The sequence below is a fragment of the Dysosmobacter sp. Sow4_B12 genome, assembly GCF_052116665.1.
Taxonomy (GTDB): Bacteria; Bacillota; Clostridia; order Oscillospirales; family Oscillospiraceae; genus Oscillibacter.
This window is the reverse complement of record NZ_JBQKKR010000003.1, coordinates 112390-137811: the sequence shown is the minus strand read 5'-3', so window position 1 is coordinate 137811 and position 25422 is coordinate 112390. Positions and strand designations below refer to the sequence as shown.

At 62.4% G+C, this 25422-nt stretch carries 26 protein-coding genes; 13 read left to right on the top strand and 13 right to left on the bottom strand.

All coding sequences use genetic code 11. The features are described 5' to 3' along the window. Positions 1-83: 83 nt before the first annotated feature. The 9 genes from ACTQ4R_RS05745 to rarD all read right to left on the bottom strand — a co-directional run bounded on the left by ACTQ4R_RS05745 (position 84) and on the right by rarD (position 9238). Positions 84-1532: a UDP-N-acetylmuramoyl-L-alanyl-D-glutamate--2,6-diaminopimelate ligase gene (locus ACTQ4R_RS05745; protein ID WP_441626695.1), complete on the bottom strand. Its 1449-nt coding sequence runs from the start codon at positions 1530-1532 to the stop codon at positions 84-86. Positions 1533-1647: 115 nt separating this feature from the next. Next, positions 1648-4071, bottom strand: a complete 2424-nt coding sequence (locus ACTQ4R_RS05740; RefSeq protein WP_441626693.1) for a penicillin-binding transpeptidase domain-containing protein — start codon at positions 4069-4071, stop codon at positions 1648-1650. Positions 4072-4160: 89 nt separating this feature from the next. Beyond that, positions 4161-4721: a hypothetical protein gene (locus tag ACTQ4R_RS05735; RefSeq protein WP_441626691.1), complete on the bottom strand. Its 561-nt coding sequence runs from the start codon at positions 4719-4721 to the stop codon at positions 4161-4163. Between the two features lie 260 nt (positions 4722-4981). Continuing rightward, complete coding sequence (gene rsmH / locus ACTQ4R_RS05730) at positions 4982-5929, bottom strand: 16S rRNA (cytosine(1402)-N(4))-methyltransferase RsmH (protein WP_441626689.1); 948 nt, start codon at positions 5927-5929, stop codon at positions 4982-4984. 6 nt (positions 5930-5935) lie between these two features. Beyond that, positions 5936-6379, bottom strand: a complete 444-nt coding sequence (gene mraZ, locus ACTQ4R_RS05725; RefSeq protein ID WP_441626687.1) for a division/cell wall cluster transcriptional repressor MraZ — start codon at positions 6377-6379, stop codon at positions 5936-5938. Between the two features lie 382 nt (positions 6380-6761). Beyond that, positions 6762-7289, bottom strand: a complete 528-nt coding sequence (locus ACTQ4R_RS05720; protein WP_441626685.1) for a hypothetical protein — start codon at positions 7287-7289, stop codon at positions 6762-6764. Between the two features lie 6 nt (positions 7290-7295). Then, positions 7296-7787 carry a pantetheine-phosphate adenylyltransferase gene (gene coaD / locus ACTQ4R_RS05715; RefSeq protein ID WP_441626683.1) on the bottom strand — a complete coding sequence of 164 codons (492 nt, stop codon included), beginning with the start codon at positions 7785-7787 and terminating at the stop codon, positions 7296-7298. 3 nt (positions 7788-7790) lie between these two features. After that, on the bottom strand, positions 7791-8354 hold the full coding sequence (gene rsmD, locus ACTQ4R_RS05710) for a 16S rRNA (guanine(966)-N(2))-methyltransferase RsmD (RefSeq protein WP_441626681.1): 564 nt from the start codon (positions 8352-8354) through the stop codon (positions 7791-7793). Beyond that, complete coding sequence (gene rarD, locus ACTQ4R_RS05705; protein WP_441626679.1) at positions 8345-9238, bottom strand: EamA family transporter RarD; 894 nt, start codon at positions 9236-9238, stop codon at positions 8345-8347. Before rarD ends, rsmD begins: the two co-directional genes overlap by 10 nt. 240 nt (positions 9239-9478) lie before the next feature. Here rarD and ACTQ4R_RS05700 point away from each other — a divergent pair, with 240 nt between their 5' ends. The 3 genes from ACTQ4R_RS05700 (at position 9479) to ACTQ4R_RS05690 (ending at position 12036) form a co-directional block, all read left to right on the top strand. Next, on the top strand, positions 9479-9829 hold the full coding sequence (locus ACTQ4R_RS05700) for an Asp23/Gls24 family envelope stress response protein (RefSeq protein WP_295585814.1): 351 nt from the start codon (positions 9479-9481) through the stop codon (positions 9827-9829). A 16-nt stretch (positions 9830-9845) separates the two neighbouring features. Further along, complete coding sequence (locus tag ACTQ4R_RS05695; RefSeq protein ID WP_441626677.1) at positions 9846-11537, top strand: DAK2 domain-containing protein; 1692 nt, start codon at positions 9846-9848, stop codon at positions 11535-11537. Between the two features lie 298 nt (positions 11538-11835). After that, complete coding sequence (locus tag ACTQ4R_RS05690) at positions 11836-12036, top strand: helix-turn-helix domain-containing protein (protein ID WP_441626675.1); 201 nt, start codon at positions 11836-11838, stop codon at positions 12034-12036. 29 nt (positions 12037-12065) lie between these two features. Here ACTQ4R_RS05690 and ACTQ4R_RS05685 read toward each other — a convergent pair whose 3' ends face one another. Continuing rightward, positions 12066-12992, bottom strand: coding sequence for a SufB/SufD family protein (locus ACTQ4R_RS05685; protein ID WP_441626673.1), 927 nt, complete (start codon positions 12990-12992; stop codon positions 12066-12068). Further along, positions 12989-13729 (bottom strand): ABC transporter ATP-binding protein, encoded by a 741-nt coding sequence (locus tag ACTQ4R_RS05680; protein ID WP_441626671.1) that lies wholly within the window; start codon positions 13727-13729, stop codon positions 12989-12991. The genes ACTQ4R_RS05685 and ACTQ4R_RS05680 overlap by 4 nt, the downstream gene beginning before the upstream one ends. Before the next feature lie 184 nt (positions 13730-13913). On the opposite strand from ACTQ4R_RS05680, the gene ACTQ4R_RS05675 reads away from it, so the two are divergent. The 6 genes from ACTQ4R_RS05675 to ACTQ4R_RS05650 all read left to right on the top strand — a co-directional run bounded on the left by ACTQ4R_RS05675 (position 13914) and on the right by ACTQ4R_RS05650 (position 18035). Next, positions 13914-14567: a ferritin-like domain-containing protein gene (locus ACTQ4R_RS05675; RefSeq protein WP_441626669.1), complete on the top strand. Its 654-nt coding sequence runs from the start codon at positions 13914-13916 to the stop codon at positions 14565-14567. An 88-nt stretch (positions 14568-14655) separates the two neighbouring features. Then, the gene (locus ACTQ4R_RS05670) at positions 14656-15258 is read left to right on the top strand and encodes an AAA family ATPase (protein ID WP_441626667.1); all 603 of its coding nucleotides are present in this window, start codon (positions 14656-14658) and stop codon (positions 15256-15258) included. A 128-nt stretch (positions 15259-15386) separates the two neighbouring features. Then, positions 15387-16067, top strand: a complete 681-nt coding sequence (locus ACTQ4R_RS05665) for a DUF2461 domain-containing protein (protein ID WP_441626666.1) — start codon at positions 15387-15389, stop codon at positions 16065-16067. Positions 16068-16137: 70 nt separating this feature from the next. Beyond that, a complete protein-coding gene (locus ACTQ4R_RS05660; RefSeq protein ID WP_441626664.1) occupies positions 16138-16722 on the top strand; it encodes a hydrolase in 585 nt (194 codons plus the stop codon). An 80-nt stretch (positions 16723-16802) separates the two neighbouring features. Continuing rightward, positions 16803-17318 carry a M48 family metallopeptidase gene (locus tag ACTQ4R_RS05655; RefSeq protein WP_441626662.1) on the top strand — a complete coding sequence of 172 codons (516 nt, stop codon included), beginning with the start codon at positions 16803-16805 and terminating at the stop codon, positions 17316-17318. 12 nt (positions 17319-17330) lie between these two features. Further along, a complete protein-coding gene (locus ACTQ4R_RS05650; RefSeq protein WP_441626661.1) occupies positions 17331-18035 on the top strand; it encodes an IMP cyclohydrolase in 705 nt (234 codons plus the stop codon). Between the two features lie 28 nt (positions 18036-18063). Here the strand turns inward: ACTQ4R_RS05650 and ACTQ4R_RS05645 are convergent, their stop codons facing one another. Together ACTQ4R_RS05645 and ACTQ4R_RS05640 are read right to left on the bottom strand one after the other, a co-directional pair. Further along, complete coding sequence (locus ACTQ4R_RS05645) at positions 18064-19299, bottom strand: polysaccharide deacetylase family protein (RefSeq protein WP_441626660.1); 1236 nt, start codon at positions 19297-19299, stop codon at positions 18064-18066. 467 nt (positions 19300-19766) lie between these two features. After that, positions 19767-21170: a S1C family serine protease gene (locus tag ACTQ4R_RS05640; RefSeq protein WP_441626658.1), complete on the bottom strand. Its 1404-nt coding sequence runs from the start codon at positions 21168-21170 to the stop codon at positions 19767-19769. A gap of 271 nt (positions 21171-21441) precedes the next feature. On the opposite strand from ACTQ4R_RS05640, the gene ACTQ4R_RS05635 reads away from it, so the two are divergent. The 4 genes from ACTQ4R_RS05635 to ACTQ4R_RS05620 are packed head-to-tail and all read left to right on the top strand — an operon-like array spanning position 21442 to position 25415. Further along, positions 21442-23043: an NAD(P)/FAD-dependent oxidoreductase gene (locus ACTQ4R_RS05635; RefSeq protein ID WP_441626656.1), complete on the top strand. Its 1602-nt coding sequence runs from the start codon at positions 21442-21444 to the stop codon at positions 23041-23043. Between the two features lie 5 nt (positions 23044-23048). Further along, on the top strand, positions 23049-24020 hold the full coding sequence (locus tag ACTQ4R_RS05630) for a D-2-hydroxyacid dehydrogenase (protein ID WP_441626654.1): 972 nt from the start codon (positions 23049-23051) through the stop codon (positions 24018-24020). A 12-nt stretch (positions 24021-24032) separates the two neighbouring features. After that, on the top strand, positions 24033-24215 hold the full coding sequence (locus ACTQ4R_RS05625) for a hypothetical protein (protein WP_441626652.1): 183 nt from the start codon (positions 24033-24035) through the stop codon (positions 24213-24215). A 21-nt stretch (positions 24216-24236) separates the two neighbouring features. After that, the gene (locus ACTQ4R_RS05620; protein ID WP_441626650.1) at positions 24237-25415 is read left to right on the top strand and encodes an iron-containing alcohol dehydrogenase; all 1179 of its coding nucleotides are present in this window, start codon (positions 24237-24239) and stop codon (positions 25413-25415) included. Positions 25416-25422 lie beyond the last annotated feature (7 nt).

Here is a 25422-nt window from a genome sequence, read left to right as displayed (position 1 = left end):
TCAAATCGTCCGGAATGAATCCGGCCGATTTCAAGGTTTTGCCCTTACGGGCAAAACACTTGGACGCCGGACTCCCGGCGATTTTATTTCGCCGCTTCCAGGTATTCCGCCACGATCTCCCGTTCGTCCATGTGGTGCTTGACGTGGTTCACTTCCTGGTAAGTCTCGTGGCCCTTGCCGCAAAGGACGATGACGTCGCCCTTTTCCGCGTGGTCCATGGCCCAGTGGATGGCCTCCACCCGGTCCTCCACCACCACGTAGGGCGTGGCGCTGTCCGTCATGCCCGGCAGGATGTCGGCGATGATGTCGGCAGGCTTTTCCGTGCGGGGGTTGTCGGTGGTGACCACCACAAAGTCCGCGATCTCCGCCGCGATGCGGCCCATTTTGGGACGCTTCGTCTTATCCCGGTCGCCGCCGCAGCCGAACAGGGCCACGGTTCGGCCCTTGGCAAAGTCCTTCACGGAGCTGAGGACATTTTCCAGACCGTCGGGGCTGTGGGCATAGTCGATGAGGATGGTGTAGTCCTTTCCGGGCGTGGGAACTACCTCCACCCGGCCCTTGACATGGGGCACCCGGGCCAGCGTCCGGGCGCTTTTTTCCAGAGGAATACCCAGCGCCAGGGCGGCCCCCAACACGTCCAGCGTATTATATATCATAAAACGGCCGGGAATGCCAACCCTGATCGGCACATTTTCTTCTTTCGTCACCGCGGTGAAAGCCACGTGGTCCGGCTCCAGGGCGATGTCCTCCGCCCGCAGGTCCGCCGCCGCCCGCTCCGCGTAAGAGAGCTTGCGGCAGGTGGCATGGGCCATGAGCCGCTCCGCCCAGGGGTCGTCGGCGTTGTAAACGCCGGTATCGCAGTTTTGGAACAGCAGGGCCTTGGCGTCGCAGTAGGCCTCCATGGTCTTGTGGAAATCCAGGTGGTCCTGGGTGAGGTTGGTGAAGATGCCCACGGCGTAGCGCACGCCGTACACCCGGTCCAGGGCCAGGGCGTGGGAGGAGACCTCCATGACCACATGGGTGCAGCCGCTCTCCCGCATTTGGGCAAACAGCCGCTGGAGCTCAAAGGACTCCGGTGTGGTCCGCTCCGTGGGGATGACCCGGTCGCCGATCATGTTCTGGTTGGTGCCGATGAGGCCCACCTTGGCGCCGGCCTCCTGCTCCAGGATGGCTTTGAGAAGATAGGTGGTGGTGGTCTTGCCGTTGGTGCCGGTGACGCCCACCATGGTCATGGCGTCCGCCGGATGGCCGAAGAAGTTGGCGCCCACCACCGCCAGGGCCCGGCGGGAGTCCGCCACCCGGACGAAGGGCACATCCCCCTCTGGCTCCTTTTCGCACAGCACCGCCGCCGCGCCGGCGGCCATGGCCTTGCCGATGAAGGTGTGGCCGTCAACGGCAAAGCCCGTCATGGCCACAAACAGGTCTCCCGGCTGGACAGTCCGGGAATCATAGCTGACATGGGCGATATCCATATCCAGGTCCGCCGTGGCGGACAGGATGTCAAGGCCTTGCAGCAGTTCGTTCAATCTCATAGGTGCGTACCCCTCTTTCCGGTATTGGCCCAACAGGCCGCATCCATTATATACGGAATAATTTGCGAAATATACAGTGGATAGTGCCGGAAATCATGCAAAAAATGCCGTGGGTTCAATCCAGCACGGAGCTGTCTCCAAACCGGACGGTGATGACACTGCCCGCCTCCACCTGGGTGCCCGCCGGGGTGCCCTGACTGATGGCGTGGACATTGCCGGAGGAGGTGGAGGTAGCGCCGGTGACCTTCATGATGAGGCCCGCGTTGGTGAGGAGCTGATTGGCCTCCGAAGCGGTGCGCCCCACCAGATCGGGGACTGTGCACAGCTCGCTGGACTTCTCCGCGCCCAGGTACAAAATGACCGCGGCGTTGTTGGGTACAATGGCACCGCCCGCCGGCGTCTGGTCCGTGACGGTATCGCCGCTGCCGACGGTTTTGTAAGCGAAGCCCACGCTATCCAGCTTGGCCTTGGCCTCCTCCGCTGTCTTGCCCACCACATTGGGCACGGTGGCGTCGGCGCCTACCAGCTGTTCGGCGGTGTAGTCCGGCTCGATGCCCAGGTACGGCAGGATCTCACCCATGACCTGGCTGGCGGTGGGGGCCACCATGTTGCCGCCGGAGACATAAGTGCCGGTAGTACGGCTGGGGGTATCCATGGTGATGAGCATGATGACCTGGGGATCGTCCGCGGGGGCGAAGCACATGAAGGACACCACCACGTCGCCGGTGCCGGTCTTATCGGCGGTGCCGGTCTTGCCGCCGATGCGGTAGCCGGCCACCTGGCCGTTTTTGCCGGTGCCCTTTGCCACCACGTACTCCAGGCACTGGCGGACCTTATCAGAGGTCTCCTCGCTGATGACCTGGCGGACAGGGGTAGAATCGTGCTGGGAGACGATGTTGCCCTCGTCGTCCAGGATCTGCTCCACCACGTGGGGCGTATACAAGTAGCCGCCGTTGATGCAGGCCGCCTGGGCCCGGATCAGCGCCAGAGGCGTGACGTTGAAGGTCTGGCCGAAGGCGTAGGACGCCAGGGAGACCACGTTGGTGTTGAACCGCTCCCGGCTGGAAAAGATGCCCGTCACCTCGCCGATCATGTCCACGCCGGTGGGCTCCATGAGGCCGAAGGACTCCAGATAATCGTAATAGCGGTCCGTGCCGATCTTCAGGCCCATGGTGATAAAGGCGGGGTTGCAGGAGTTTCCGGTGGCCACCTCCAGGGTCTGGGTACCGTGGCCGGTGCGGCGGGAGCAGCCGATGGGCTTGCTCCAGCCCTGGACCTTGATGGAGCCGGTGCAGTTGAAGGTGGTGTTCATGTTCACCACACCCTCCTCCAGCGCCGCCGCCAGGGTCAGAGGCTTGAAGGTGGAGCCGGGCTCGTAGGTGGAGTCGATGCACTTATTCCGCCATTGGGTATTCAAAATATCACTGGTGGCCTTGCTGACCGCCGCCTGGTAGTCCTCCTCCGTGGCATAACTGCCCTTTTTCTGCTCCAGGTCGGCTAGGGCCGTGTCCAGCTTGCTTTTCAGCTTGTCGTCATAAACGGTGCCGTAGTCGTTGAGGTCGTAGTTGGGATAAGAGGCCATGGCCAGGATCGCGCCGCTGTTCACATCCATGACGATGCCGGTGGCGCCGTTGGCGGCGTCGAACTTATCCGCCATGCTCTCAATGCCCTTTTCCAGGTAGTACTGGATGTTGCTGTCCAGGGTCAGAACCAGGTTTTTGCCGTTTTCCGCGTCGTAATACTGCTCGTACTGGTACAGCAGGTCGCTGCCGGCGGCGTTTTTGGCGGTGACCGTCAGTCCGGCGGTGCCGGAGAGGACGCTGTTGTACTTGGCCTCCAGGCCAACGCCGCCCTGGTTGTCGCCGTCCACGAAGCCGATGACGTTGGCGGCCAGGGAGCCGTAGGGATAATACCGTTTGGCGTCCGGCTGCATCCAAACGCCCCGGAGCTTTACCCGCTGGTCCTCCGGGACCTCGTTGCCCTCGTCGTCGATCTCGCCGTTGATGAAGCGGCGGACATCGTTGGCGACCTCCTGGTCCACCTTCTTTTTCACCATCTCATACTGGGAGAAGGTGCGCTCCATCCTTTTCAGAATGGTCTCCTGGTCCACGCCCAGCAGCCGCTCCAGGCCCCGGGCGATGTACGCGGCGTCCCGGATCTTGCCGGGCGTATACGCCTCTCCCTTTTCCGCGGCCTTCGCCGCGGCGGCCTCCTGCTTTTTCTGCTGGTCCTCCACATATTCCACAATGTCCTTGGGGGAGACGCACACGGTCTCCGCCGTGGCGGAGATGGCCATGGGCAGGCCGTTGCGGTCATAAATGGTGCCCCGGGAGGCCGTCACCACGGTGCTGCGGGTCTGCTGGGCCACAGCCTTTTCCTGCAGCTCGTCATGCTGGCGGATCTGCAGGTCGTACAGCTTCCAAAACAGCAGCAAAAACGTGACGATGCCCAGCAGCACCATCATCAGCAGCGTCCGGCCCCGGACCACCTGGTTGGCCCTGCGGGCGGCTTCACTTTTTCTGGGGGATTTGTTGGCCATGGTTCTGCTGCCTCCTGTTTTGTCGCAAACGGGGAGTAAGAAAGCGTAACCTTCTTACTCCCCACTGTCAGTGCATTATAGTGCGGCGGTCAGTTGAAATATTCCACCACCGCATAAAACCCGTGATGAAGCGATGTCAGCAGGCGGCTGAGGACGCCGGGATCGGACTGCTGGTAGACCACGGCGCTGTCGCCGTCGCTCAGGTCGATGTAATAGATCTGGCTGCTGCCGGGCTTGCTCATGCCCGCGGCCTCCGCCGCCTCCTTCACGGTATTCCGGTCAAACATCCGCTCATACTGGGCAGTGAGGGTGACGTTTTCCGTCTCCAGGGCGCTCAGCTGCTTCTTTAGGGACACGGTCTCAGCGGACAGGGCCGTCAGCTGGATATAGCTCATGAGCACCAGCACCGCCAGCGCCGCCACCGCTGTGAAGCCCACCACGGAAAACGCGGACAGGTGCTGCCGCTCCCGGGTCTGGACCTTGGAAACGCTGCGGACCTTGGGGCGCTCCACCACCACTTCCCGCTGGAGGGGCGCTTCGCCGGCATGGCCCAGTTCCCGCTCCCGGAGCTCCCGGTCCAGATCATATGCCAGACTGCCGTATACGGCATTTCTGTGATTGTACCGCAGGTCCTTCGCTGCTGATGCCACCTGGGGTCCCTCCTCTTTCGTATCTCACACACAAACGGCTTGTCCGGCCGTTCCCTCAAATATCAAATGGTTCGCACTTCTCCGCCACGCGGAGCTTCGCGCTGCGGGCCCTTGGATTTATCCCCGCAAAAGCTCCGCTTTTCCGGGAGCCCTGTCGAACTCAAATCGTCAGGCAGAGCCCGCCGATTTCAAGGTTTTGGCTGACGCCAAAACGCTTGGACGCCGCTTTCGCGGCGAGGCAGAAAATCCCGTGAACGCTGTCACAGGTCAAATGTCTCACACTTCTCCGCCACGCGGAGCTTCGCGCTGCGGGCCCTTGGATTTTCTGCCAGCTCTTCCGGGCCGGAGACAATGGGCTTGTGGGTGATGAGCTTCACCTTCGGCTTTTTGCCGCACACGCAGACAGGAAATTCCGGTGGGCAGGTGCAGCCCCGGGCCAGGTCCTGCAGGGTGCGCTTGACGATGCGGTCCTCCAGAGAATGGAAGGTGATGACCGCCAGCCGGCCACCGGGGTTCAGCCCTTCCACCGCCGCCCGGAGCATGGGGGGCAGGGCGTCCAGCTCGCCGTTGACAGCGATGCGGATGGCCTGGAAGCTGCGCTTGGCGGGGTGCTGCTTTTCCCGCAGGGCTGCGGGGGGCATGGCGGACTTGATGATGTCCACCAACTCCAAAGTTGTCTCCACCGGCCGGGTCTCCCGGGCCCGGACGATGGCTCTGGCGATGGCGGGGGCGTAGCGCTCCTCGCCGTATTCGAACAGGATGCGGCGAAGCTCCTCGCCGCTCCAGGTATTGACGATCTCATAGGCTGTCAAGGGCGCGTCCAGGTCCATCCGCATGTCCAGCGGGGCGTCCTGCATGTAGGAAAAGCCCCGGGAGGCGTCGTCCAGCTGGGGAGAGGATACCCCCAGGTCGAACAGCATCCCGTCGGCGCCGGAGGCGCCTGCCTGCCGCAGGACGCCGCCCAGCTCCGAAAAATTGCTGTGGACCAGTGTCACACGGTCCATATATGGGGCCAGGCGGACCTTTGCCGCCTCGATGGCCGCCATATCGCGGTCGATACAGATGAGCCGGCCGGTGGCAAGCCTCTGGGCGATCTCAATGGAGTGCCCTGCGCGGCCCAGCGTACCGTCCACATACACCCCGTCGGGGCGGATGTTCAATGCTTCGATGCACTCGTGCAGCAGCACGGGCTTGTGGGTGAATTCCATGGCGGCTTACCCCCGGCTGCGGCGGGCACGGGCCAGTGCGTCCATGGCCGCCGCCATATTGTTGCTGCTGAGCATGTCCTGCTCCCGCTTGGCCCAGGTCTCCTCGTCCCAGATCTCCGCGAAGGAGTTCAGTCCCACAATGGTGGCGCTCTTTTTCAGTCCCGCGTGCTTGCGCAGGTTGGCGGGGATGAGCACCCGGCCCTGGCCGTCCGGCTCACAGGGCACCGCGTTGGCGTACAGCAGCGTCAGTGCCCGGGCCTCTGTGTAGGACAGCTCGTCCATATCCTCGGACATCTGCTCCCACTTGGCCTCCGGGTAGATGGTAAGGCACCCTTCCGCGCCGATGGTGATATAAAAGAGGTTTCCCAAAGCCTCCCGCATGGCGGAGGGGATGACCAGGCGGCCCTTGGAGTCGATGCTGTTATTGGATTTTCCCATCAGCCGTGCCATGGACGCCGCCCCCCTTTTTTCTGTTTTTAGGGTCCAAATAGGGTTCATGTGGCACTTGGATGCACTAATTACCCACAAATCCCCACCATGTATTTTGAGTATAAGCGATATTTTCCCGGAATGCAAGGATTTTTTTGCGACCGGAGCCCTGGAAAAACAGCCCATTTTTCGCCTTTTTGCGTCAAAACCCGCCTTTTAAAACAGATGTTCGACCCCAGGTTCTCCAGTTTACGTAAAATAAAAAGCAACACTCGGCACAACATTTTGTGCCGAGTGTTACTTTTTATCAATTTTCCTACAAAATCTTGTTTTTTCTGAACGTCTTTTCTCAAGGCCTTCGTCATTTTTTACAAATTTTTGTGTTACGGTCTACCGGACCATCTCACTCCTCCTGGGCGGAGGAATCGAGGTCATTTTTGCCCTCCAGCTTATCCCGCTGCTCCTGCATTTTGGCGGCGGAGGCGGTGCGGAAGCGGACACGGGACTGCTTCACCTCGTCCAACGCGGCCTGGACGGCCTCCTCTGTGCGGGCGAGGGCGTCCTCGGCGTATTCGTTGGCCACCTGGTAGAGCTGGCGGGAGCGTTCCTCCGCCCGGGCAATGATCTGCCGGGCCTTCTCCTTGGCGGCGTAGAGCACCTCGCTTTCGGAGACCTTGGTCTTGGCCTCCAGCTCCGCCTGGCGCATCATGCGGTCCACGTCCCGCTTGGCGTCGTCCACGAATTTCTCCCGGGCGGCCAGCAACTCCTGGGCCCGCTTGATCTCCACGGGAAGGGCGGCCCGCAGCTCGTCCAGCAGGTCCAGCATTTCATCCCGGTCCACCATGCTCATATTGGGCTTCAGCGCCGGAGACTTCGCGTCCTCGATGCGCTCGTACAGCATATCGATCAGGCGGTTGACATCATTTGCCATGTTGATTCATCCTTCCTTTTTCTCGATGAAGTCCCGCACCATGGGAATGATGGAGGCGGGCAGATAGGCTTCCAGGGGCTGGCCGTAGCGGATCATCTCCCGGGCCATGGAGGAGCTGAAGTGCTGGTAAGCGGCGGAGGCGGGCAGCAGCATGGTCTCCAGTCCCGGATGAATATCCTGGTTGATGAGGGCCAGCTGGTATTCCACATCAAAATCCGATGTGTTGCGGACGCCCCGGACGATGGCGGTGGCGCCGTGATCCACGGCGAAATCCGCCAGGAGGCCCGGCCACAGCTCCGCCTCCACATTGGGAAGGTCCGCCACGGCGGTCCGCACCAGGAGGAGCTTCTCCTCCGGCGTGAACATCTGGTTCTTTTTTTCGGCATTGGGGCTGACACACACGCACACCCGGTCAAAGCAGGCCGCCGCCCGGCGGATGATGTCCAGGTGGCCCAGGGTGATGGGGTCAAAGCTGCCGGAACAAATGGCTGTTGTCATGGGTCATTCCTCATTTTGTTCATTTCCGCCGCGGCGGTAAAGGGTCAAGGCGATCTTCCCGTAGCGGTACGTGCGGTGGACCCGGTAAGGAGGCGCCAGGGCCGGCAGCACCCGGTCCGCGGGATGTTCTGCTGCAATTATACCATGCGGCGCCAGAATGTCAAACTTTGCGATGTGGGCGATGGCCGGCTCCAAAAGCCCCGCGGCGTAGGGCGGGTCCAGGAAAATGATGTCAAAGGGCTCCCGGATGCTCTTGAGATACTCCATGGAATCTCCCGCCACCACCCGGGCCCGGTCCTCCAGCTCCGTCAGCCGCAGGTTCTCCCGGATGAGCTTCACGGCGTCGGCCCGCCGGTCCACAAACACGGCGGAGGCAGCGCCCCGGCTGAGGCACTCGATGCCCAGCTGGCCGGTGCCGGCGAACAGGTCCAGCACCCGGCGGCCCTCGATGTCGAACTGCAGGGCGCTGAACAGTCCCTCCTTCACCCGGTCGGTGGTGGGGCGGGTCTCCATACCCTCCAGCTCCTTGAGCCGGCGGCCCCGGGCGCTTCCGGTGATCACTCGCATAGGGTCTCCTCCTTTTTGTGCTTGTGCTCCCGCAGCAGGCTGGAGAGCAGGTACAGCGCCAGGCCGCTCCAGACAAAGCCGAACAGGATGGCGTGGGTTGTCGTGAACGCCTCCTGGTACAGCAGCACGGACAGCAGCAGCTGCAGCGTGGGGTTGATATACATCAAGATACCGGAGAGGGTCATGGGTGTGGTCTTGATGCCCTTGGCGAAAAACAGCAGCGGCACAGTGGTGACCACGCCGGCGGCGGGCAGCAGCAGCCACTGCCAGCCATGGAGCACGCCGACGGCGCCGGCGCCCCGGACCTCCGCCGCCGCCATAAACACCAGGGCGAAGGGCGCCAGCGTCAGCGTCTCAAAAAACACGGACACGCCGGACTCGGCATGGACGCCTTTTTTGATGGCGCCGTACACGGCGAAGCTGCCGCCGATGATGAGGGCGATCCAGGGGATCTGCCGGTAGCGGAGAATGGTGATGACCAGGCCCGTGAACGTCACCGCCACGGACAGCCACTGCAGCCCCGTCAGCTTTTCCCGGAACACCACGGTGCCCAGCAGGATGGCCAGGATGGGGTTCATATAATAGGCCAGGCTGGCGTCCAGCATGTGGCCGCTGTTGACGGCCCAGATGTAGGACCCCCAGTTGACGCACACGGTAATGCCCGCCAGCACCAGCCGCCCCAGCTCCCGCCGGTCCCCCAGCACGGCCCGGACGGCGCCGAAGCTCCGCCGCGCCGCCAGGATGGCGGAGATGAACACCAGGGACCACACGATGCGTCCGGCCAGCACATACAGGGAATCCACAGCCGCCAGCATCTTCCAGAATACCGGCAGGACACCCCACAGGATATAACAGATCAGGACATAAACCGGTCCTTTTTTCACGGTGACACGACCTTTCCGCGCTCCGCAGCGGCGCAGCCCGGAAACGACTTACAAATTCTGTCCTATTTTACGTCAAAGTCCGCCGCTTTTCAATAGCCGCGGCAGGACTTTTTGGGACTTGTACTTTACAGGGGAATCGTTTATAATATAATCCTTAAAGTATGCACCGTTCCGTATACGCTATGAAGAGCGGCTCCGCCCGCCTCTTCCTGACAATACTGGGAAAGAAAGGACGTTCTCATGATTCAATTTAAATCCGATCAAGGTGAGATCTCCGTCAGCAGCGCCGTGTTCTCCAACATTACCGGCATCGCCGCCACCAACTGCTTCGGCGTCAAGGGCATGGCCTACCGCTCCATGACCGACGGCCTGGTGCACCTGCTGCGGCGGGAGGCCATGAGCAAAGGCGTCAGCATCACCTATCACGACGACAACTCCATCTCCATCGAGCTCCACATCATTGTGGAAAACGGCGTCAACCTCCCCGCGGTCTGCAGCTCCATCATGAACGAGGTGCGCTACGTTGTCACCAAGAATACCGGCGTCACCGTCAAGGCTGTTGACGTGTGCGTGGATTCCATGACCCTGTGAGGGAGGAAGTAACGACATGAACAATCAGATCACCGGCGTGCTGTTCAAGCAGATGGTGCTCCACGGTGCCGCCGCCATCACTGCCCAGAAGCAGGCCATCAACGACCTCAACGTGTTCCCCGTCCCCGACGGCGACACCGGCACCAATATGTCCATGACCATCGCTACCGCCGTGACGGAGCTGCGCAAAAGCGAGCCCGCCACGCTGACCAAGGCCGCCGACACCACCGCCTCCGCCCTGCTGCGGGGCGCCCGGGGCAACTCCGGCGTCATCCTCTCGCTGCTGTTCCGGGGCATCTCCAAGGGCCTCAAGGGCCGGGAGACCGCCGACGCCGCCGCCTTTGCCGCCGCCATGCAGGAGGGCGTCTCCGCCGCCTACAAGGCCGTCATGAAGCCCGCCGAGGGCACTGTCCTCACCGTGTCCCGCCTGGCCTCCAAGGCCGCCGTGGACGCCGCCGCGGAGGAAGCGGACGTGGAAAAGGTGCTGGAGGAGGCCATCCGGGTGGGCTACGAGGCCCTGGCCCAGACCACCGACATGAACCCCGTGCTGAAAAAGGCCGGCGTGGTGGACGCCGGCGGCAAGGGCTACCTCCTCATTCTGGAGGGCATGCTGGCCGAGCTGCGGGGCGAGCCCATGCCGGAGGTGGCGGAGGACGCCCAGTCCCAGGAAAAGGCGGATTTCGCCGCCCTCTCCGCCGAGGACATCACCTTCACCTTTGACACCGTGTTCATCGTCCGCAAGACCTCCGAAAAGTCCCTGGAGCCCCTGCGGGAATACCTGAACAGCATCGGCGACAGCCTGGTCATCGGCGAGGACGAAGAGGCCTTCAAGGTCCACGTCCACACCGACATCCCCGGCAGTGCCTTGAACGAGGCCCAGAAATACGGCACGCTGGAGCTGGCCAAGATCGAGAACATGCGCACCCAGGCGGAGGACCTGGCCGCCGGCCGGAAGGCCCAGAGCACCGACGACCTGGATGAGGTGGAAGCCCAGCTGGAAGCCGCTCCCGCCGCCGAGGAAGCCGGCCATACCGTGGCCGCTCCCGAGAAGAAGTACGGCTTCCTGGCCGTCTGCGCCGGCGAGGGCCTGGCGGCGGTCTTTAAGGACCTGGGCGCCGACGGCGTGGTGTCCGGCGGCCAGACCATGAACCCCTCCACCGAGAGCATCCTGGCGGGGGTGGACAAGATCCCCGCGGAGACCGTGTTCGTGCTGCCCAACAACGGCAACATCATCATGGCCGCCCAGCAGTGCGATGCCCTGACGGACAAGAATGTCATCGTCATCCCCACCAAGACCGTGCCCCAGGGCATCACCGCCATGATGAACGTGGACTTTGAGGCCCCCGACGCCGAGACGCTGACCGCCGCCATGACGGACAGCCTCTCCACCGTCACCACCGCCCAGATCACCTACGCCGCCCGGAACTCCGACTTCGACGGCTTTGACATCAAGGCGGGCGACTACCTGGCCCTGGAGGAGGGCAAGCTCTTCGGCACCGACAGCAGCCTGTACACCCTGCTGGAAAAGCTGGCGGCGGACGCTGTGGAGCGGGAGGCATCCTTCATCTCCCTGTACTTCGGCGAGGATGTGTCCGAGGAGGACGCCCAGAAGGCGGCCGGCGTATTTGAAAGCGCCTGTCCCGATGCGGAGGTGGCCATTCTCTCCGGCGGCCAGCCTGTTTACTACTATATCATCTCCATGGAATGAAAAACGCGAACCGCCCGGACGATGGTCCGGGCGGTTCCATTCCCCCCAAAAGTCTGTTCGGCTTTTGGGGGAAAAAGTTTGCACTCCGCTGCGCGCACTCTTTGTGCGGCTCTGCCGCACAACTCGCACACTTGCGGAGTGAGTTGTATTTTTCGCCACGTACACGCCGCGCCGAAAAATGATTTCACTTTATTTGCCGCCTGCGGGCGGCAAACTCTGCGAGGCTTCTTTAGGACAGCTTGTCCAAAAACGCCGTTTTTGTGATATTTTCTGTTATATTGCCTGCGAGGTGATATAAATGATTTCTCTTCGCCTGCAGCAATTGCGGGAGCAGCAGCACAAACGTCAAGTTGACGTTGCTGCACATTTAGGATGCAGCGTCAAAACATATAGCCGCTATGAATCCGGGCAAACCGTTCCTCGGCTAAAAGCACTGATTGCTCTGGCAGATTATTATCAAGTCAGCCTGGACGATTTATGCGAACAAGAAAAACAGTGACGGCAAAATTGCCGTCACTGTTTTATTCGTTACGCCAAAAAGCCCTTGAGGATGCAGTCCTCGGCTTCCTCCTCCGTCAGTCCCAGGGTCTCCAGCTTCAAAAGCTGCTCGCCGGCGATCTTGCCGATGGCGGCCTCGTGGACCAGCTGGGCCTCGGTGCAGTTGGCGGTGATGGCGGGGATGGACTTGATCTTGGCCTCCCCCATGATGATGGAATCGCACTGGACATGGCCGAAGCATTGGGCGTTGCCCACCATGCGGGGATAGAACACCTGGCTGGAGGTATCCTGGGCCACGGAGCGGGAAATGACCCGGCCCTTGGAGTCCTCGCCGTCCAGGACGATCTCCATGTCGCTCTCCGCCACCTGCTCGCCGTGGGTCAGCAGGCGCTCGGTGACAACGGCCTCGGCCCCCTTGCCGCAGACGATCTTCGTGTAGCGCTTCGTGGAGTCGATGCCCCGGATCTGGGTGGTGTCCATCTGGATGGAGGCCCCCTCCTCCAGATACACCACCGTCTGGGGATTCATAACGCGGCCGCCCTTGCCGTCGCCCTCGCCGTAGTGCTTTTCCGTGTAGTGGACGTGGGAGTTTTTGCCCACATAGAAGGTGTGGAGGCCGTCGTGGCGGCTGGTCTGGTCGCCGCAGTTGTGGATGCCGCAGCCGGCCACGATGTCCACATTGCAGTTCTCGCCGATATAGAAATCGTTGTACACCATTTCCTCGATACCGGGCTTGGTGATGATGACGGGGATGTGGCAGGTCTCGCCGACGGTGCCGTCCTTAACGCGGATGTCGATGCCGCTCTTGCCGTCGGTCTTGCTGGTGATCTCAATGTGCTCCGTGGACTGGCGGCCGTCGCAGCCGGAGTCCTTGCGGATGTTGAAGGCGCCCACAGGCTTGCCCAGCATGTCCGCGATCTTTTCCAGAAGCTCGCGGTCGATCTCGTTGTCCATCATTGCGCGTCGCCTCCCTTCGTCAGTACCGGGCAAGCGCCCAGGGTGTCCGCCAAAATCTGGGGTAGGATGTCCGCCGCGCTGCCCCGGTGGCGGATGGTGCCGTCGCCCACCACGATGACCTCGTCCGCCAGGGAGATGATGCGCTCCTGGTGAGAGATGATGATCATGGTGGCAGTGCCGCCGGCATGGATCTGCTCAAAGGTCTCCGTCAGCCGGGCAAAACTCCACAGGTCGATGCCCGCCTCCGGCTCGTCGAAGATCATCAGTTGGCTGTTCCGGGCCAGGATGGTGGCGATCTCAATGCGCTTGACCTCGCCGCCGGAGAGGGACACGTCCACCTCCCGGTCCAGATAGTCGTTGGCGCACAGGCCCACCTTGGTGAGGTACTGGCAGCACTTGTCCTTGGACAGCTTCCCGTCGCCGCTGGCCAGGGTCAGCAGGTCGCGGACCGTCAGTCCCTTGAAGCGGGGGGGCTGCTGGAAGCCGTAGCTGATACCCAGGCGGGCCCGCTCCGTGATGCCCAGGTCCGTGATGTCCTGGCCGTTCCAGAGGATCTGGCCGGAGGTGGGCTTCACCAATCCCATGATGATCTTGGCCAGGGTGGTCTTGCCGCCGCCGTTGGGGCCGGTGAACACCACCAGCTTATGGTCATCGATGGTCAGGGAGATGTCCTTCAATATTCCCAGCTCGCCGTCCCCTTCCCGGACGGTATAGCTGACTGATTTCAGTTCCAGCATGAAATGGAACCTCCTTTTTGGCAATAAATGCTCATAGCCTGTCTATTCTAACAGAAGCAAACGGAAAAAGCAACGCAGCCGCGGACTTTTCCCTGGGTATTTTAACCGAAAAAGCGCTTCCGCCCATCCCTTAGGCACGGTTTTTCCGCCGCCGCATATACTTGAGAGAAAGGAGGGACCTAATATGGAAGAAGATCTGCACCAGCCCCAGGTCTATGACTACCGCCAGTACGACCGCGTCTGGCAGCGGGTGGCGCCCACCCTGGAGCCCTATCCCGGCATGCGTCAGGCCGCTCCGGAGGCCGCGGAGCCCCGGGCGGAGCCGCCGTCCCCGCCTGCCGCCCCCACACCGCCGGAAAGCCAGCCGTCCACCCCGCCGGAGAGCCAGCTGCCCGGCGCCCAGCCCAATCCCTGCTGCATGGGCACCGCCGCCGGTGAGATGTTGGCGGTGATCACCGGCTTCATTGAGGAGTCCCTGTCGGACCGGCAGTATTTCCTTGCCATCGCCCGTCAGGGCCCCGCCTGGGCCCGGCAGAAGCTGCGCGCCATCGCCGACGATGAGGCCGGCCACGCCCGCCGCCTGCTGGCGGTCCATTACCTCATCACCGGCCAGTGCTACCGCCCCGCCGTCCACCACGGCCCCGTGTGCGTGGGGCAGTGGTGCGCCGCCCTGCGGGAGCGCTACCACCTGGAGGCGTGCAGCGGCTTCAACTACGCCCGTTCCGCCGACGGCACCACGGACCCCTGCCTCAGCCGGCTTTTCAATGAGCTCAGCGCCGACGAGTACCGCCACGCGGACACCATCCTCCGTCTGCTGGAGCGGAGCCTCCAGGGCTGACATTTTTCATTGCGCAGGCGGCGGGAATGTGGTATGATGAGGCCAGTGATATACCGCGTACGCGGCAGGGAAACGGAGGACACTAAGGATGAACAAGATCATTACCATCAGCCGTGAGTACGGCGCCGGCGGCCACTCCATCGGCAAGCAGGTGGCAGAGGCGCTGAAGATCCCCTTCTATGACCGGGACATCGTCCGGGAGACCGCCAAGGCCAGCGGCTTTGAGATCGACCTGGTGGAGGACGAGGGGGAGGACATCTCCAAGACCGGCTCCATCCTCAAGAGCATCTGCGCCGTCTCCAGCTCCAACTACCGGGACACTCAAGACGCCATCCACGACGTGCAGGAGGCCATCATCCTGCGCTTCGCCCACGAGGGGCCCTGCGTCATTCTGGGCCGGTGCGCCAACGTGGTTTTGCAGGAGGCCGGCATCGACTGCATCAACGTGTTCATCCACGCCGACGATGTTCACCGGGCCGTGCGGGTCAGCGAGATGACCGGCAGCACCAACGCCACGGAGATCCAAAAGCTCATGGCCAAAAAGGACGCCAGCCGCCACAACTACTATAACCACTACACCGGCAAAAAATGGGGCGACAGCCGCAATTACCACATGACCCTGGACAGCGGCGCCCTGGGCTATGACACCTGCGTCAAGCTCATCGTAGCCGCCGCCCAGGCGGAGGCGTAAACCAGCCATACATCCCCGGTCCGGAGAATTCTTCTCCGGACCGAACTTTTTGATGCCTTTGCTCCATTGCCCCGGGAAAAGTTTTGTGCTATACTTTCTTCGATTTTGGAATACGATGGGAGGACGCCATGTTTACCGGATTCACCGACGAGACCGTGGACTTCATGTGGGGTATCCGCTTCAACAACGAGCGCAGCTGGTTTGAGGCCCACAAGGACATTTACCTGACCCAATTTTACCAGCCCATGAAAGAACTGGGAGCTGAAATGTATGATTTCATCCGGGAGAAGCGGCCGGACTATGGCCTGATCTCCAAGACCACCCGCATCTACCGGGACGCCCGCCGGCTCCACGGCCGGGGGCCCTATAAGGACAGCCTGTGGTTTTCCGTGGAGCAGCCCTCCGAGCAGTGGACGGCCCACCCTACCCTTTGGTTTGAGCTGTCGCCGGACGGCTGGACCTGCGGCATGGGCTATTACATGCCCAAGCCCGTGACGATGGCCAAGCTCCGCGCCCGTATCGACCGGGACCCCGGGACCATGGAGGCCCTGACCCGGAAGCTGAACGGCCAGCAGGAATTCCTCTTGGAGACGGAGGACTATCGCCGTCCCCGCTCCGCCGCCCCCTCCCCCCTGCTGAAGCCCTGGTACAAGGCGAAATCTTTTTCCATTTACCACCAGGACAAGCTGACGGAGGAGCTGTTCAGTCGGGAGATCGCGGACCACTTGAAGCGGGACTTCGAGCTCCTGCTGCCCTACTACGATTACTTCGTCACGCTGGACGGCGACCCAGACCCCCGGGAGCCGTGAAAGGGCTTGCAAACCGGGAAAAAACCGGGTATACTGGCACCAATTTCATTCACACAAAGGAGCGATTTCCATGAGAGCATGTCCCGACAGAGAGGCGGCCCTGGCGCTGCTGAAAACATACAATTCCGAGCCCTTCCACATCCAGCACGCGCTGACGGTGGAGGGCGTCATGCGCTGGTACGCCAACGAGCTGGGCTACGGCGAGGACGCGAACTTCTGGGCCACCGTGGGCCTGCTCCACGACGTGGATTTCGAAAAGTGGCCGGAGGAGCACTGCAAAAAGGCCCCGGAGCTGCTGGCGGAGATCGGCTGCGGCGAGGACCTGGTCCACGCCGTTTGCAGCCACGGCTTCGGCATCTGCTGCGATGTGGAGCCCACCCACGAAATGGAAAAGGTCCTCTTCGCCGCCGACGAGCTGACGGGCCTCATCGGCGCCGCCGCCCGGATGCGCCCCAGCAAAAGCTGCCAGGACATGGAGGTCAGCTCTCTGAAAAAGAAGTTCAAGGACAAGAAGTTCGCCGCCGGCTGCTCCCGGGACGTCATCCGGGACGGCGCGGAACGCTTAGGCTGGACTCTGGAGGAGCTGATGGACCGGACCATCCAGGCCATGCGCTCCTGTGAGGACAGCATCAACGCCGCCATGGAGGCGCTGTGAGCAGAATGAACAAAAGGGAAGCGGTCATACCGCTTCCCTTTTTCCTTGTGTTTTCAACACTTCTATGATAAGGTACTACCATGAGTGCTTATGAACTGATCCGCTCCCGCCGGCGGACGCTGGCGCTGGAGATCACCCGGGACTGCCGGGTGCTGGTGCGCGCCCCCCTGCGGGCCAGCAAGACACGCATCGACGAATTTGTGGCCGCCCATGAGGACTGGATCGCCCTCCATCTGGAGCGGCAGCGGCGGCGGGCCGCCGAGGCGCCGCCACCCCCCACCCAGACGGACATCGCCGCTCTGAAGGCCCGGGCCAAAGAAGTCCTGCCTCCCAAGGTGGCCTACTGGGCCGGCGTCATGGGCGTCCGGCCCACCGGCGTCAAGATCACCACTGCCCAAAAACGGTACGGCAGCTGCAGCGGGAAAAACAGCCTGTGCTTTTCCTGCTTTTTGATGCGCCAGCCGGAGGCGGCCATCGATTTGGTGGTGGTCCATGAGCTGTGCCACATTCGGGAGAAAAACCACGGCCCCGCCTTTTACGCCCTGCTGGCCCAATACCTCCCGGACTACAAGGAACGAAAGAAACTTTTGAAATAAGGAGCCATCATCATGAACAAACTGGATCTTTCCCAGCAGCTTCGCAGCAATCCCTATCCCGGCCGGGGCATCGTCCTGGGCCGCAGCGCCGACGGCAAGTTCGCCGTGGCGGCCTATTTCATCATGGGCCGCAGTGAAAACTCCCGGAACCGGGTGTTCACCGTCACGGAGGACGGCATCCGCACGGAGGCCCACGACCCCTCTAAGATGACGGACCCCAGCCTCATCATCTACCATCCCGTCCGCCAGGTGGGCGACAAGCTGATCGTCACCAACGGCGACCAGACCGACACCGTCCGGGACGGCCTGCTGGCCGGCCGGACCTTTGCCGACGCCCTCCAGACCCGGGAGTTCGAGCCGGACTACCCCAACTACACCCCCCGCATCTCCGGCCTCATGGGCCCCGACGGCAGCTTCCAGCTGTCCATTCTGAAGTCCGCCGACGGCGACCCCAGCTGCTGCCACCGCTATTTCTACACCTACGACCATCCCCTCGCCGGCGAGGGCCGCTTCATCCACACCTACATGGGCGACGGCGCCCCCCTGCCCTCCTTCGAGGGGGAGCCGGAGCGTGTGACCCTGGACGCTCCCAACGCCGAAGCGCTGGCGGAGCAGATGTGGCAGGCGCTGAATCCGGACAACAAGGTGTCCCTCTTCGTCCGCTACACGGACCTTGCCAGCGGCGAAGCCACCCAGGTCATCAAGAACAAGTTCTGAGCCGGAAAATACACAGCTCTCCGCTTTTTCACCGCACCCCCAGATACCAGGCCACCAGCTCCGCCGCCTCCGCCCGGGTGGCGGGGTCCTGGGGGCGAAACAGCTCCCGGTCGTTCCGGGAGGTGAATCCCAGGGCTTCGATCCGCTCCACCGCCTCCCTGGCCCAACCGCTGATGCGAAAGCTGTCCTCAAAGCTTCGGACCTCCCCGGTCCCAACCGACACGCTTCCCCGGTCCAGCAGGCGGTCCACCATGACGTACAGCTGCTGCCGGGTCACGGGAGCGGCGGGACTGAACCGGCCGGCGCCGGTGCCCTTGATGACGCCGGCCTCCTCGGCCCAGGCCACAGCCTCCGCGTACCACGCGCTTTTCGGCACGTCCAGGAAGTCCGCCCGCCGGCGGGCCTGGGGCTCTCCCGCTGCCCGCCACAGCACCACCGCCGCCGCGGCCCGGGTCAGGCGGCGGTTGGGATGCCAGCCCTCTTCGTCGCCGGTCATGATGCCTGTGTCCTCCATGAGGGAGATGGCGGGCCATGCCCAGTGGCTCTCCAGGCGGTTTTCGTCATAGGCCTGGGGATCGGCGGCAGGCGGCACGCTTTTGTAGATGACGCCGTTCCGGGGCGTGACGCCCCGCAGGCGGAACAGTTCCTCCACCGTCACAAAATCATAGCCTCTGGGCTGGAGGGCGTCTATGATACGGCAGGCGGCATCCAGGTTGTCCTGGGTGCTGTCGTGGAGCAGGATGATGTCCCCGTCCTTGATGTTTCGGATGACGGACCGGGCCATTTTCTCACCGGACACCTGTTTTCCCGCCGCCGGGTCCTGGCTCCACAGAATGAGGGGAGAATCGATATTGTTCAGTACCGTCTGGGTGCGGACGCCGAAGGGCGTGCGCACCCAGAAATTTTTCTGTCCGGTGACTTCCGCCAGCCGCTCCCGGCTCCGCTCCGCCTGGAGCCGCACCTCTCCCGCGTCCAGACCCGTCAAGTTCAGATGCTCCCAGGTGTGGTTGGCGATCTGATGGCCCTGCTCAGCCATGCTGCGCACCAGGTCCTCTTTGGTGGCCACCCAGCTGCCCACCATGAAAAACGTACCCTTCACCCCCCGCTGGTTCAGCGCCTCCACCACCTGGGGTGTCCAGGTCTGATTGGGACCATCGTCAAAGGTGATGGCCACCAGCTTGGCGGCACCTGCGGGAACGGTCAAAAGCTGGGCCAAAAGTAAAACAAGGACGGCTGCCGCCGCCCATCTGCGTACGTGTTTCATGCTGTGTTCCTTTCCTCGTTTCGCATAGCTTTCCCGGTATTCGTCTGCTCCGCCCTGGAAATTTCCATCCAATAAGGCGTCATAATATCGATATAAATATATTATGTAATCAACTCTGCGAGATGTGACACCGTTTTTGGTTTTCTTGCTGTCAGAGCGGCGTCTCATTTGTTTACATAATATAAGACGAAGCGGCGTATAAAAATGTTTCATCCCATCTGCGCGCCGGCAGGATTTTTTTGAAGAGCCCGATCTTGCGGACAGCGGCAAGGCCCGCGGCGTAAAACGCCGCGGGCCTTGCCTTTGAGAGGGTGGAAAATCACGTTGAGAAATTAGGAGAGAAAATTGATTGGTTGATCGCTGCTATATATTCACTACTTTCCGCGCCTGTCGCACTGGCGGCGTTTGGCCTTGCCGCGGCTGCTGCCGCGAAGCCGCCGTCAAACGCCGGAAAGGGATCGTTTCGCTCAGCCGTTGGAGCGGTAGCTGTTGCCGCTGAAGCGGTTGCCGAAAAAGTAGTTGAACAGGTCATTGGGGTTGGTATAGCCGTTTCCGTACTGGCTACCGTTCTGGGTCTGCTGGTCCTGGGAAGAAATGTTGCTCTGCTGGTCCTCCGGCACAGCGCCCCACGTCAGCTCCACGGTGGTCTCCTGTCCCTCCCGGTAGATGGTGAGGGTGCAGGTGTCGCCGGCGGAATACTGCTTTTTCGCCACGGTCAGATCCTCCATGGAGGTGATGTCCGTATCGTCCACCTTCACGATGACGTCGCCCATCTTCAGTCCCGCCTTGGCGGCGGCACCGTCCTCCTCCACGGAGTAGATGAACACGCCGCTGGTGACATCGTAGCGGTACTGGGCCGCCATCTGCTCCGTCATGGTGCCGGCGGTGACGCCCAGGTAGGGCTTGTTGGTGACATAGCCGTTGGTCATGATGTCCTGGATCATGGCCAGCACATCGTTGATGGGGATGGCGAAGCCCAGGCCCTCCACGGACTCATTGCCGGTGCTGGAGTACTTGGCGGACACGATGCCCACCACCTCGCCGTATTGGTTGAACAGCGGTCCACCGGAGTTGCCGGGGTTGATGGAGGCGTCCGTCTGAATCATGTTGAAGGGCGTGCCGTCCACATTGATGGCCCGGTTCACGCAGGAAACCATGCCGCCGCTCATGGAGAAGGTCAGCTCGCCCAGGGGGTTGCCGATGGCCAGCACGTGGTCGCCAACGTTCAGGCTGCTGCTGTCGCCCAGGGTGACGGCCTGCAGGTCCTGGGCCTCCACCTTGATGACGGCGATGTCGTAATCCTCGTCGCCGCCCACGTACTTGGCCTCATACTCATCGCCGTTGTACATGGTAACCTTCACGGTCTCGCCGTCCTTGACCACGTGGTAGTTGGTGACGATATAGCCGTCCTTTGTCAGTACGAAGCCGCTGCCGGCGGAGGCCGTCCGCACCGGCTGGCCGAAGAAGTTGGTGCCCGAGGTGCCGGTAACGTTAATGGACACCACGCTGTTGACGCCGGCGGCGTACACCTCCGCGTCGGTCATGGCTGTCTTGCCGTCCACGGTGTTGACGGACACGTGGGTGGCGGGGCGGCTGGAGACATTGACGCTGGTCTGGCCGGGCTGGTTCTCGGCGAAGTGGACCACGCCGCCGCCCACGGCGCCGCCCAGCAGGGCGCAGCACAGGGCCAGGGCGGTGACCTTCAGACCCGTACGGTTCTTTTTCACAGGCTTCATCTCCTGCACGGGCTGCTGAGGCCCGCCGTGATACTGGAAGCTGTTCAGCTGGTCATCCACGGAGGAGCCGCTGGTGCCCGGCTGATTCTCCTTCTGGTAGCTGTAATGATACAGGTTTTCTTCATCGTTATACATGACTGATACCTCCTAACATGGTATCCTGTTTCTTCTGTTGTTAGAACAGAGGATACCAGGGTTTTATGTCCAATTCATGAAGAATATTTGCACGCTTTTTGAATTTTCTTCATTCCTCAAGCTTTGGTCTCAGTATAGGGCAGATATCTTAAAAACATCTGAAAGATTTTTAAACCAATTGTGAACCCGTCCAAAATACGAAAAGTCTATTCTCCTTCCAGGCGTTCCGTGTTAAAATAAGCGGTGTATAAAAGGAAGGAGCCGGTACACCTTGCTGAAGATTGAAAACATCAAACTGGCCCCCGGCGGCGGCATGGCCGCTTTGACGGCGGAGACGGCCCGCATTTTGAAGGTCCGGGAAAAGGACCTGCAGTCAGTGCGGCTGCTGCGCCGCAGTGTGGACGCCCGGGAGGACGTGAAGCTGGTCTACACCGTGGAGGTGGCTGTGAAGGATGAGGCCTCCGTCCTAAAGCGCTGCCACAGCAAAAAAGTCTCCCGGCCGGAGCGGACCATGGGCTATTTACTGCCCGGTCCCCTGCCGGCGCCGGCGGTGCCGCCGGTGGTGGTGGGCGCCGGCCCCGCCGGGCTGTTCGCTACTTTGGTGCTGGCCCGGGCTGGCCTGCGGCCCATCCTGCTGGAGCGTGGCAGAAAGGTGGAGGACCGGAAGGCCGACGTGGAGCGCTTTTGGTCCACCGGCGTCCTGGACCCCCGGTCCAACGTCCAGTTCGGCGAGGGCGGCGCCGGCGCCTTTTCCGACGGCAAGCTGAATACCGGCACCAAGGACCCCCGCCACCGCTTCATTCTGGAGCAGCTGGTCTCCTGCGGCGCCCCCGAGGATATTCTCATCGACGCCAAGCCCCACGTAGGCACGGACTACCTCCACATCACCCTGGTGAACCTGCGGCAGCGGCTGCTGGAGCTGGGGGCGGACATCCGCTTTGAAAGCCGCCTGGCGGACATCACCCTGCAAAACGGCGCCGTGGCAGGCGTCACCGTGGAGGGGCGGTCGGGCAGCTACGCCCTGCCCTGCCGCCGCCTGCTGCTGTGTCCCGGCCATTCCGCCCGGGACACCTTTGAGATGCTCCATGAGCGGGGCGTGCCCATGGAGGCCAAGCCCTTCGCCGTGGGCGTGCGCATCGAGCACCGGCAAGCAGACTGCGACGCCGCCCAGTATAAGCAGTACGCCGGCCACCCCGGGCTGCCGGTGTCCACCTACAAGCTCTCCTGCCACCTTCCCGACCACCGGGCGGCTTACTCCTTCTGCGTCTGCCCCGGCGGTGAAGTCGTGGCCGCCGCCAGCGAGGAAGGCCGGCTGGTGACCAACGGCATGAGCGAGTTCGCCCGGGACAAGGAGAACATCAACGGCGGCTTTTTGGTGAACGTGACGCCGGAGGACTTCGGCGGCGGAGACGACCCCCTGGCCGGCGTGGCCTTCCAGAGGCGGCTGGAGGAGGCCGCCTTCGACCTGGGCGGCGGCACTTACCACGCCCCCGCCCAGCGGGTGGGGGATTTCCTGGCAGGCCGGCCTTCCGCAGGCCCCGGCCGGGTGACCCCCAGCTACCGCCCCGGCGTCACCTGGACGGACCTTCGGCGGTGCCTGCCGCCCTTCGTTGCGGACACTCTTGCGGGAGCCCTGCCCATCCTGGGCCAGAAGCTGCGGGGCTACGACGACCCGGACGCCGTGCTGACGGCGGTGGAGAGCCGCTCCTCTTCTCCGGTCCGCATTCCCCGGGACGAAACGTACCAGTCCGCCATCCGGGGCCTGTATCCCTGCGGCGAGGGCGCCGGCTACGCCGGCGGCATCCTCTCCGCCGCGGCGGACGGCATGCGGGCGGCGGAGCATATCTGCGAGGCCATTTTCAAGGAGGTTTGAACCGTATGAGCCGTGATATTTGCGTATATCTGGAATTTCTGACGCCGGCGCACAAGGCGCAAATTGAAAAAGCCGCTGAAGAGACGGGCTTTTCCGTCCACTTTTTCGACCTGGACCAGTTTGAGGAGGCCCGGGCCTGCCTGCAGCACTGCGAGGTGCTCTACGCCCACGACCTGGAACTTTTGAAAGCCGCCCCCGCCTCCCTGCGGTGGTACTGCTGCTCCTTCGCCGGGGTGGACATCTACTGCAAGGACCCCTCCATCTTTGCCAATCCCCAGTGCCTTCTGACCAACTCCAGCGGCTACGGCGTCACCATTGCCGAACACGTGGTCATGGTGACCCTCATGCTGCTGCGGCGGATGCCGGAGTACGAGGCGGTGGTCCGAGCCCACAGCTGGTCCCGGCAGCTGCCCATCCGCTCCATCCGGGACAATACGTTTACCATCCTGGGCACCGGCAACATCGGCTTCAACGTGGCCCAGCGTCTGCGGGGCATGGGCGCCGCCAGGATTACTGGCCTCAGCCGCACCGGCCGGAGCGTGGAGGGTTTTGACGAGGTGCTGCCTATCTCCCGGCTGGACGACGTGCTGCCGGAGACAAAAATCCTGGTGATGGCGCTGCCCTCCACCCCGGAGACAGAGAACATCCTCTCCCGGCAGCGCATCGCCCTGCTGCCGCCGGACGCCTACGTCATCAACGTGGGCCGGGGCAGCGCCCTGGACCAGGACGCCCTGACGGAGGCCCTGAACAGCCGCAAGCTGGCCGGCGCCGCCCTGGACGTCATGGTTCCGGAGCCCCTGCCGCCGGACCATCCCATGTGGAACGCCCGGAACCTCATTCTGACGCCCCATGTCTCCGGCAACATGACCCTGGGCTACACCTGCGACGTGAATGTGGACATGTTCTGCCAGGACCTTGCCAACTACGCCGCCGGACGGCCTCTTGTGAACCTGGTGGACAGGACGCTGGGATATTAAGAAGGCAAATATATGCTGAAACGGTGGTTAAACGCGATAGATGATATTCGGCGGGAAAAATTCGGTGACGCAGAGGACCTTCGCCAAGGAAGCCCATCTGAACAGCAATTTTCCAAAAACAAACTGTATTTTTTCCTGATTGTAGGCGTATCTGTTTTTCTTTTTCAGCTCTTCTGGTCTTTACGCCAGTATTAAAATCTTTCTGGAGGTTTTTTCATGGATAACTTTACCTTTTACTCTCCCACCCTGTTTGCCTTCGGCGACGGAGAGGAAAAGAACACCGGCGCTCTGGTGCGGCGCTTCGGCGGCACAAAGGTGCTGATGGTCTACGGCGGCGGCAGCATCAAGCGCAACGGCGCCTACGACGACGCGGCTGCTTCCCTGCGGGAGGCCGGCATCCCCTGGGTGGAGCTGGGCGGTGTCCAGCCCAACCCCCGCAGCGGCAAGGTGTACGAGGGCATCGACCTGTGCCGCCGGGAGGGTGTGGACTTCATCCTGGCGGTGGGCGGCGGCAGCGCCATCGACACCGCCAAGGCCATCGGCGTGGGCGTGCCCTACGACGGCGATTTCTGGGACTTCTTCTCCAAAAAGGCGGCGGAGAAGACCCTGCCCGTGGGCGTGGTGCTGACCCTGTCCGCCACCGGCAGCGAGGCCTCCAACGCCAGCGTCATCACCCTGGAGGGAGAAAATTTGAAGTGGGGCAATATCAAAAGCGACGTCTACCGCCCCATTTTCTCCGTCATGAACCCCCGGTACACCTGTTCTCTCCCCGCCTACCAGACCTCCAGCGGCGCCACAGACATGCTCTCCCACATCATGGAGCGCTACTTCACCCCCACGGAGCATGTGGACGTGACGGACCGTCTGTGCGAGGGCCTCATGAAAACCATTCTCACCGCCGCGCCCAAGGCCCTGGAAACCCCCAACGACTACAACGCCCGGGCGGACCTCATGTGGGCGGGCATGCTGGCCCACAACAACCTCTGCGGCGTGGGCCGCCGGCAGGACTGGGCCAGCCACCAAATGGAGCATGAGCTCTCCGCCCTGTATGACTGCGCCCACGGCGCGGGCCTGGCGGTGGTGACCCCCGCCTGGATGACCTACGTTATGGACCGGGACATCCCCCGCTTTGCCCAGTTTGCGGTGCGGGTGTTCGGCTGCGAGATGGACTTCCGCCAGCCGGAGAACACCGCCCGGGCCGGTGTGGAGCGGCTGACCGCGTGGCTGCGCTCCATCGGCATGCCCACCACCTTCGCGGAGATCGGCGCCAAGGCCGAGGACATCCCCGCCATGGTTGCACACCGGGCCAAAAAGCCGAATGGCTTCCCCTTCGGCGGACTCGCTCCCATCCACGAGGACGACATGGCCGCCATTTTGCGTCTGGCTGCCGGCTGACAACAAA

Coding starts and splice junctions, on each gene's coding strand:
- ACTQ4R_RS05745 (WP_441626695.1), bottom strand. CDS start 1,532: ATGAGATTGAACGAACTGCTGCAAGGCCTTGACATCCTGTCCGCCACG.
- ACTQ4R_RS05740 (WP_441626693.1), bottom strand. CDS start 4,071: ATGGCCAACAAATCCCCCAGAAAAAGTGAAGCCGCCCGCAGGGCCAAC.
- rsmH (WP_441626689.1), bottom strand. CDS start 5,929: ATGGAATTCACCCACAAGCCCGTGCTGCTGCACGAGTGCATCGAAGCA.
- mraZ (WP_441626687.1), bottom strand. CDS start 6,379: ATGGCACGGCTGATGGGAAAATCCAATAACAGCATCGACTCCAAGGGC.
- ACTQ4R_RS05720 (WP_441626685.1), bottom strand. CDS start 7,289: ATGGCAAATGATGTCAACCGCCTGATCGATATGCTGTACGAGCGCATC.
- coaD (WP_441626683.1), bottom strand. CDS start 7,787: ATGACAACAGCCATTTGTTCCGGCAGCTTTGACCCCATCACCCTGGGC.
- rsmD (WP_441626681.1), bottom strand. CDS start 8,354: ATGCGAGTGATCACCGGAAGCGCCCGGGGCCGCCGGCTCAAGGAGCTG.
- ACTQ4R_RS05700 (WP_295585814.1), top strand. CDS start 9,479: ATGATTCAATTTAAATCCGATCAAGGTGAGATCTCCGTCAGCAGCGCC.
- ACTQ4R_RS05695 (WP_441626677.1), top strand. CDS start 9,846: ATGAACAATCAGATCACCGGCGTGCTGTTCAAGCAGATGGTGCTCCAC.
- ACTQ4R_RS05690 (WP_441626675.1), top strand. CDS start 11,836: ATGATTTCTCTTCGCCTGCAGCAATTGCGGGAGCAGCAGCACAAACGT.
- ACTQ4R_RS05685 (WP_441626673.1), bottom strand. CDS start 12,992: ATGATGGACAACGAGATCGACCGCGAGCTTCTGGAAAAGATCGCGGAC.
- ACTQ4R_RS05680 (WP_441626671.1), bottom strand. CDS start 13,729: ATGCTGGAACTGAAATCAGTCAGCTATACCGTCCGGGAAGGGGACGGC.
- ACTQ4R_RS05675 (WP_441626669.1), top strand. CDS start 13,914: ATGGAAGAAGATCTGCACCAGCCCCAGGTCTATGACTACCGCCAGTAC.
- ACTQ4R_RS05670 (WP_441626667.1), top strand. CDS start 14,656: ATGAACAAGATCATTACCATCAGCCGTGAGTACGGCGCCGGCGGCCAC.
- ACTQ4R_RS05665 (WP_441626666.1), top strand. CDS start 15,387: ATGTTTACCGGATTCACCGACGAGACCGTGGACTTCATGTGGGGTATC.
- ACTQ4R_RS05660 (WP_441626664.1), top strand. CDS start 16,138: ATGAGAGCATGTCCCGACAGAGAGGCGGCCCTGGCGCTGCTGAAAACA.
- ACTQ4R_RS05655 (WP_441626662.1), top strand. CDS start 16,803: ATGAGTGCTTATGAACTGATCCGCTCCCGCCGGCGGACGCTGGCGCTG.
- ACTQ4R_RS05650 (WP_441626661.1), top strand. CDS start 17,331: ATGAACAAACTGGATCTTTCCCAGCAGCTTCGCAGCAATCCCTATCCC.
- ACTQ4R_RS05645 (WP_441626660.1), bottom strand. CDS start 19,299: ATGAAACACGTACGCAGATGGGCGGCGGCAGCCGTCCTTGTTTTACTT.
- ACTQ4R_RS05640 (WP_441626658.1), bottom strand. CDS start 21,170: ATGTATAACGATGAAGAAAACCTGTATCATTACAGCTACCAGAAGGAG.
- ACTQ4R_RS05630 (WP_441626654.1), top strand. CDS start 23,049: ATGAGCCGTGATATTTGCGTATATCTGGAATTTCTGACGCCGGCGCAC.
- ACTQ4R_RS05625 (WP_441626652.1), top strand. CDS start 24,033: ATGCTGAAACGGTGGTTAAACGCGATAGATGATATTCGGCGGGAAAAA.
- ACTQ4R_RS05620 (WP_441626650.1), top strand. CDS start 24,237: ATGGATAACTTTACCTTTTACTCTCCCACCCTGTTTGCCTTCGGCGAC.